Source organism: Bacillus cereus group sp. BceL291, from assembly GCF_051776705.1.
Classification (GTDB): domain Bacteria; phylum Bacillota; class Bacilli; order Bacillales; family Bacillaceae_G; genus Bacillus_A; species Bacillus_A cereus.
Genome location: NZ_JBPWAP010000140.1, coordinates 1 through 6,933, shown reverse-complemented (window position 1 = coordinate 6,933; position 6,933 = coordinate 1). Strand labels below are relative to the sequence as shown.

Below are 6,933 nucleotides of genomic sequence, written 5' to 3'. Positions count from 1 at the left end.
GAGTTCAAGACCCTAAAAGACCAACGGCTCTCTCTTCACTTCTACTATATAAAAAATAGTAGTGCGAACCAATGCCTTGGTCTGCACTACTAATCTTAGTATGTTTTATTGGAATTTAATATGTTTTTTATTAGATTTGTGGATTCATTTAATTGGTTTAAGCAGAATGTGGAGATGGGTCTTTCTAATCAAAGTAACCGATAACTAGCCCCTCCTAAGCCCCTTGCAAGCCCCTCCCAAGTAATAAATCACTAAGAAAAAACAAAACAAAACAAAAACACCAACAAACACCGTAGTAGTAGTCAAAAAAAATTTAAAATAACACGCCAAAAACCCGACTAACCTCCCATATATATTATGAAGAGGTTTTTATTTTGAACGGAGACGGGAGGAATTAGGATGGCGGTGTATCGTAATGTGCAGGTGAATTTTTGGCAGGATGATTTTGTTTTGGATTTGACGCCGGAGGAGCGGTATTTTTATGTTTACTTATTAACTTGTTCGAAGACGACGCAGTGTGGGATTTTTCCTTTTCCGAAGCGATTAGCTGAGATGGAGACTGGTTATAACCGGGAGACTGTTGATAAGCTTGTGCAGCGCTTTGTTGATTATGGGAAGATTCTTTATGATGCGGATACACGGGAGTTATTCGTTTTAAATTGGCTTCGTTATAATCCTGTGACGAATACGAATGTGGAGAAGTGTGTACTTCGTGAGCTTAAGGGTGTGAAGAATAAGGAGTTTGTACATATGTTTCTTCAGAAGTGCACTGAGGAAGAGCTGAATGTTCCGATGCTTTTAGCACATTTCGGTATGCCTGATGATTTGGCTGTGGATGATGTTGAGCCGATTTGTGAGGAGACAGAGGAAGAAGAGGTTGTAGAGGAAGAAAAGGGAAGTCGTGTGTTTTCTTTTTATGAGCAACATTTCGGTAGTTTGTCTCCTTTTGCGGTGGAGGAACTGAGTGCGTGGATGGAAGATTTGTCAGAGGAGCTTGTGCTGAAGGCGCTTCAAATTGCGTTTGAGAATAATAAGCGGACGATTGCTTATGTGAAGGGGATTTTGAGAGGATGGCACGGGAAAGGGTTTACGAAAGTGTGTGAGGTTGAGGCGGATACGGCTAAGTTTCGGAAGAAGGAGTTGTCTGTTAGTACGGGGGAGACGGAGGAGTTTTTGGCGAGGTGTGAGGAGTGGGAGAAGAATGCGCCGTCAGAGGAAGAGTTGCAGCGCTTTTTAGCGGAGCGCGGGTGGCGGCCATGAGTATTCAAAATGTGGAGGCGGAGAAGACGGTGTTAGGTTCTCTATTAATTGATGGAGAGCTTATTAAGGAGTGCCGTTTGACGGAGCAGTATTTTTCTATGCCAGTACATAAGTCTATATTTCAGTTAATGCGAAAGATGGAAGGAGAGGGGCAACCGATTGATCTTGTGACGTTCATTTCTCGGGTAGATCCGAAGTTTTTAGAGGGAATCGGGGGAATGGAGTATTTTATAGGGTTAATGGATGGTGTGCCTACAACTGCCAACTTCTCTTATTATGAGGGGCTTGTTCGAGGTGCCTGGAAAATGTATCAGGCTGGTGTTCTCGGGCACAAGATGGGAGAGCGTCTTATTGCGGAGAAGAGTGAGAAAGTTATCGGTGAGACGATTACGGCACTTTGTGAGTTAGAGGAGAAAGACTCTGTATGTGAGTTTGATTTGAAGGATACGCTAGTTGATTTATATGAAGAGCTTCATCAAGATGTGAAGGAGATTACTGGTATTGAGACTGGTTATACATCGTTAAATAAAATGACGTGCGGATTGCAGGAAGGTGATTTTGTCGTTCTTGGTGCGCGTCCTTCTATGGGGAAGACTGCGTTTGCGCTTAATGTTGGATTGCATGCGGCGAAGTCTGGAGCGGCGGTTGGATTGTTTTCGTTAGAGATGAGTAGTAAGCAATTGTTAAAAAGGATGGCATCTTGCGTAGGTGAAGTGTCAGGAGGTAGGCTGAAAAATCCGAAGCATCGTTTTGCGATGGAAGATTGGGAGAAGGTAAGTAAGGCGTTTGCGGAGATTGGTGAGTTGCCATTTGAGATTTACGACAATGCAGGTGTTACGGTGCAAGATATTTGGATGCAAACCCGTAAGTTAAAGCGGAAACACGGTGATAAAAAGCTTTTAGTCATTGTAGATTATTTGCAGCTCATTACGGGCGATCCGAAGCATAAGGGTAATAGATTTCAAGAGATTAGTGAGATTTCTCGTAAGCTTAAGTTATTAGCACGTGAATTAAATGTTTGTGTAGTAGCGTTATCACAGTTATCTCGTTCTGTAGAGTCGCGGCAAGATAAGCGTCCGCTTTTATCAGATTTAAGAGAGACCGGACAAATTGAGCAAGATGCGGATGTCATTATGCTTATGTATCGAGAGGATTATTACGATAAGGAAACAGTGCAGAAAGAGATGACGGAGATTCATGTGGCGAAGCACCGGAATGGGCCTGTGGGGAGTTTTAAGCTGAGGTTTTTGAAGGAGTTTGGGCGGTTTGTGGAGAGGGAGAAGTAGTGAGAGGAAGGTGTTTTGAAAATAGCATGTGCATGTGAACCAAAGTTGTAACGCTAATTTTATAAGTTATATAATAAAGAAAATGGTAACTAATAGTTAAGGGGGATTAGCTATTGGCAGGGAATGATATTTCTTATCATAATAAAGATATTCTGATGAAGTTTTTAAGTGAATGTTATAGGGATAAAGGGCTTGAAGCATATGGGTTAAAAGGTTATCCAAGAATAAAAGAATTGTTGCTAAATGAATTTTCGAGAGTTCGTGCAGATCAAAGGCGCTCAGATACTTTATTTGAAATGGAAGATGGTTCAATTTTAATGTTAGAGTATGAAAGTAATACCCGTTTCCTCGAAAACCATTTGAAGTATATGGATTATGCGAATCAAATTATGTATCGTTACTATAATAAGAGGAAAGAGTTACCGGATATTCGAATCGTAGTTATTTATACAAGTGAGGTAATGAATCCTATAGAAGAAATAGATGTATGTAGTATACGTTTAAATTCTAAAGCGGTTTTACTAAATGAATACAATGGTGATGCCATTCTTCAAAAGATTATTAGAAAAATGGAAGAAGGAAAATCTTTGACGGATGAAGAAACCATGAAATTAATACTTGTACCACTTATGCATAGTAGAGAGAAAAGACAAATTTTAATTGAAAAAACGATAGAAGTAGCAAAGTGTATCTCCGATGAGCAAGAACAAATTCAAGTTATTGCTGGGATTCTTGTAGCTACAGATAAATTTATTGATGAAGACTAAGCGAAAAAGGTAAAGGAGTGGTTACGGATGACAAAAGTAGGTCGTTTATATGAACAAGAGAAGCAAGAAGAAATTGATAAAGCACTTTCGGCAGCTGGAATGCTTTTTAAAGGAATGAGTGTAGAAGAAATAGCTAAAAAATTAGATGTAACAATTGAAAAGGTGAAAGAGTGGGAGAAGCGTTTATCTCATTAATCGCTGGGGTAATGGCAGCGTCTGTATAAATTTATACAAAAATAGCCGAATATTTACTATATAATAGTCGACTATTTTTGTACGGAGAAGTTGTTAGGTTTAATACGCAAATCTTTTGGTTTGCTCTTGAATATATTCCTCATTTCCCCATAAAGAAAGATTTTCTCTCTGCAGTAATCCATTGCTGCAAATCATCTTGGCTACGTCGGACAAGTCGATTTACTAAAACATCATGCCATACATAATCCTCTAATAAGTATATATGAACGGGGTCATCTGTATAAAAAGCAATATTACGCTCTTCAAGTGATGGTCCATAAATCATCTCTTTAGAATCTATCGATACAATAAACCAATGTTCTGTAGACAAGGTTTCTGTATAAGGTGTTATGCGATGGGCTTCTAGATTTTTAATGGGATTTTCAACATGTAGGGTAATACCTTGTATTGTAACTTTATCAGCTACTTCAGATAGATCTTCTTTTAACGCTTCATACATCTCATCCCACATTGAAATGACAATACGTCGTTCTGCTTTTTTTATTAATGCCTGACAATAGCTAATGATTGTTTTATTGTCTTTTAAAGTAATCACTCGATTATCCGTTTTTTCCTCGGAAGTTTCTAGTTTTTTTAATGAATCACTTATTCCTTCATATGTAGACTGCCATTCTGTTTGCGCTTTCTGTAAAAAGATTTCAACAGGTAGAGGTGAATAGCGGGTGGTGTCATTTATTTCTTCTTTCATGACAATTCCTTTTTCTACAAGGTTACCTAAAATCTCATAAATTCGCGCTCTTGGGACACCCGAATCTTTACTCACTTGGTAGGCTGTGACAGGCCCTTGTTTAACAAGAGATACATAAGATTTAGCTTCATATTCATTGAAACCAATTTTTTTAAGCTGTTGCACTATGTAGTCCACTTTTTTCGTCCTCCGATGTTTGCTTTTATCCCGCTTTAACGGGCAGTAAGACTCCCACCTCAAAATTCAGCGGAAGCAAAGAAGTTAGGTGGGGTCGGGCTGCCCGTAAAAGCCCGATTGGTTCAACTAATAATCAGTGGGGGTGAACAAACCCCCCACTGATTAAAGTTTCACTTTATATTTCAACGTTACAATAACTATTTACATTTAGCAAATTATTAGTTACTATTCGAATAGTGACTAAAGGGGAGGTTAATAATATGGATTTTTATTTAGACCCATCTGTATTAATGATTTTGATTGTTTTTGGATTTGTAGCTGCATTTATTGATTCAGTTGTAGGTGGTGGTGGACTCATTGCTTTACCAGCTTTATTATTTACAGGACTGAATCCAGCAAGTGCAGTAGCTACGAATAAACTAGCATCGACAATGGGAAGTGCAACTAGTAATATTGTGTTTTATCGTTCTGGTAATCTTGATTTGAAATCGGCGTTTAAATTAGTTCCGCTCACTTTCATAGGTTCCATAATAGGGGCATGGACCGTTCATTTAATGAATCCAGAAGTACTGAAGCCATTGATGTTGATTATGCTTGGTGCGGTCGCTATTTATACGATATTCAAAAAGGATTGGGGTAGTATTTCCACTCATAAGAAATTGTCTGGTCGACACGTCATTATTTTTACTTTCTTTGTTTTTGCTATTGGTTTTTATGATGGATTTCTAGGTCCTGGAACAGGCTCGTTTTTAATGTTTTCTCTTTTATTTATTGGATATGATTTCTTAAAAGCAGCAGGTAATGCGAAGCTTCTTAATTTAGGAAGTAATGTTGGTGCATTGTTGATGTTTATGTATGTAGGGCAAGTAAACTATGCATATGGTTTTATAATGGGGATTGCTCAAATTGCTGGAGGGATTGTTGGCTCCAAATTCGCTATAAAAAAAGGCAGTGGGTATGTTCGTGCTCTTTTCATTACAGTAACTTGTTTATTGTTAGCGAAAAATCTGTATGACTATATTCAGTAAGTAATTAAAGAACGTAGAAAAGGTCAAATATGCCTACATAGAATATAAGAAGATACCAGGAGAAAATTCCTTTTAACATTTTTTAGATGCTACCTTGTTTTGAAGATAGCATCTAAAAAGAAAATCTAAGTGAAGAGAATGAAAATAATATAAACTCATATTTTTCTGGGGTATGTTTGTTGATCATAGTGAAATGTTTATTCTATATTCTTCTTATAATTAGGCCTCAATAAACTCTTAAAATCTAACTCAGCAATTAGCACACTCAGCAATATAAGCGTAGCCCCTAAGTATCCTTTTCCTGTCAGCGTTTCACCTGTGAAGACGAAAGCAAAGCCTGCGGAAAAGACAGGTTCTAATGAAAAAATAAGACCTGTATGGGTAGGTGTAGTGTATTGCTGGGCAATTACTTGCACGATGAATGCGACTGCGGTGCAAAATATGCTTAAAGCTAATATGATGAGCCATGAGTTGATCGTACTAGGAAGTTTTGGTGTTTCCATAATGAATGAAAAAATAAGACTAAATAGGCCGACGAAACCGAGTTGCACTACTCCAAGTGCAATGGAATTCACATGTTTCGTTACGCTTCCAGTAATGATGACGTGGATCGCATAAAATAGGGCTGACAGTATGCAAAATATATCGCCGTTACCGATTTTGAATTCGCTCGTTAATGTTAATAAGCCGATTCCTATTATCGTTAAAATGATTCCTACTATAACTTTCTTTTCCGGAATTTGTTTTAAAAATATAGCTGATAATATTGGAATGAAAATGACTGTGAGACATAGTAAGAAACCAGCATTAGAAACACTCGTATACTTTGTACCGAAAGTCGCGAAAATATAAACGATAAATAAGACAGAAGCAAGTATAAATGCATATTTTACAGTTTTAAAATCAACTTTGAATAAATGTTTGTAAAATATTAAACCTGATAAAAGAAAAGCGATAATAAATCGTAATGCAATTAAATTATATTCTTCTATGCCATCAAGTCCAAGCTTTGTAAGTAGGATGGATGCACCCCAAAAAAATGTAACTAGTAGTAACATTAAATCCGCTTTTAATTGTAGTTTCATTTCTATTCCCTCGTTATGTATAAATTTTATAAGCCCATACCCCTATCCCCATTTTTAATTTTAATATTAATTCTGAATATTCGTAACTTAAATTTATCGACGGTTTTTTCAGAACAATTGGGAAGTAATAGTATGTATAAAAAAAGCCCAGTTTGGAGGGGCTTTTTTCTATGTAAAATTTCATTTGTTTACATAATACCTTTACAATCATTTGATAAAATAAAATCAACTGCATATTGTGAGGGTGGATGGTTATCCCTTCTTTCTATTCGGAAGGAAAGACCAACTATGAAAAGTCAAGGGGACATTTTCAAAAAATATTGCTAGAGGATTTTGAAAATAAATCCACTGGATTCGATAGGAAGTGGCTAAACGTCTTCATAAAGT

The 6,933-nt window shown here is 37.2% G+C and carries 7 protein-coding genes; 5 read left to right on the top strand and 2 right to left on the bottom strand.

The window, feature by feature from the left end; genetic code table 11:
• Positions 1-399 precede the first annotated feature (399 nt).
• From ACS2CR_RS32875 to ACS2CR_RS32860, 4 genes are all read left to right on the top strand, one after another.
• On the top strand, positions 400-1,260 hold the full coding sequence (locus ACS2CR_RS32875; RefSeq protein ID WP_000312064.1) for a DnaD domain-containing protein: 861 nt from the start codon (positions 400-402) through the stop codon (positions 1,258-1,260).
• Positions 1,257-2,546, top strand: a complete 1,290-nt coding sequence (dnaB, locus tag ACS2CR_RS32870; protein ID WP_142327499.1) for a replicative DNA helicase — start codon at positions 1,257-1,259, stop codon at positions 2,544-2,546. The genes ACS2CR_RS32875 and dnaB overlap by 4 nt, the downstream gene beginning before the upstream one ends.
• A gap of 113 nt (positions 2,547-2,659) precedes the next feature.
• Positions 2,660-3,313: a transcriptional regulator gene (locus ACS2CR_RS32865; protein WP_153603106.1), complete on the top strand. Its 654-nt coding sequence runs from the start codon at positions 2,660-2,662 to the stop codon at positions 3,311-3,313.
• Positions 3,314-3,340: 27 nt separating this feature from the next.
• On the top strand, positions 3,341-3,508 hold the full coding sequence (locus ACS2CR_RS32860; RefSeq protein ID WP_000169783.1) for a hypothetical protein: 168 nt from the start codon (positions 3,341-3,343) through the stop codon (positions 3,506-3,508).
• A 139-nt stretch (positions 3,509-3,647) separates the two neighbouring features.
• Here the strand turns inward: ACS2CR_RS32860 and ACS2CR_RS32855 are convergent, their stop codons facing one another.
• Positions 3,648-4,433 (bottom strand): TrmB family transcriptional regulator, encoded by a 786-nt coding sequence (locus ACS2CR_RS32855; RefSeq protein ID WP_098377471.1) that lies wholly within the window; start codon positions 4,431-4,433, stop codon positions 3,648-3,650.
• A 260-nt stretch (positions 4,434-4,693) separates the two neighbouring features.
• On the opposite strand from ACS2CR_RS32855, the gene ACS2CR_RS32850 reads away from it, so the two are divergent.
• On the top strand, positions 4,694-5,461 hold the full coding sequence (locus ACS2CR_RS32850) for a TSUP family transporter (RefSeq protein WP_000348458.1): 768 nt from the start codon (positions 4,694-4,696) through the stop codon (positions 5,459-5,461).
• Positions 5,462-5,658: 197 nt separating this feature from the next.
• On the opposite strand, the gene ACS2CR_RS32845 is transcribed toward ACS2CR_RS32850, so the two are convergent.
• The gene (locus ACS2CR_RS32845; RefSeq protein WP_153603108.1) at positions 5,659-6,546 is read right to left on the bottom strand and encodes a DMT family transporter; all 888 of its coding nucleotides are present in this window, start codon (positions 6,544-6,546) and stop codon (positions 5,659-5,661) included.
• Positions 6,547-6,933 lie beyond the last annotated feature (387 nt).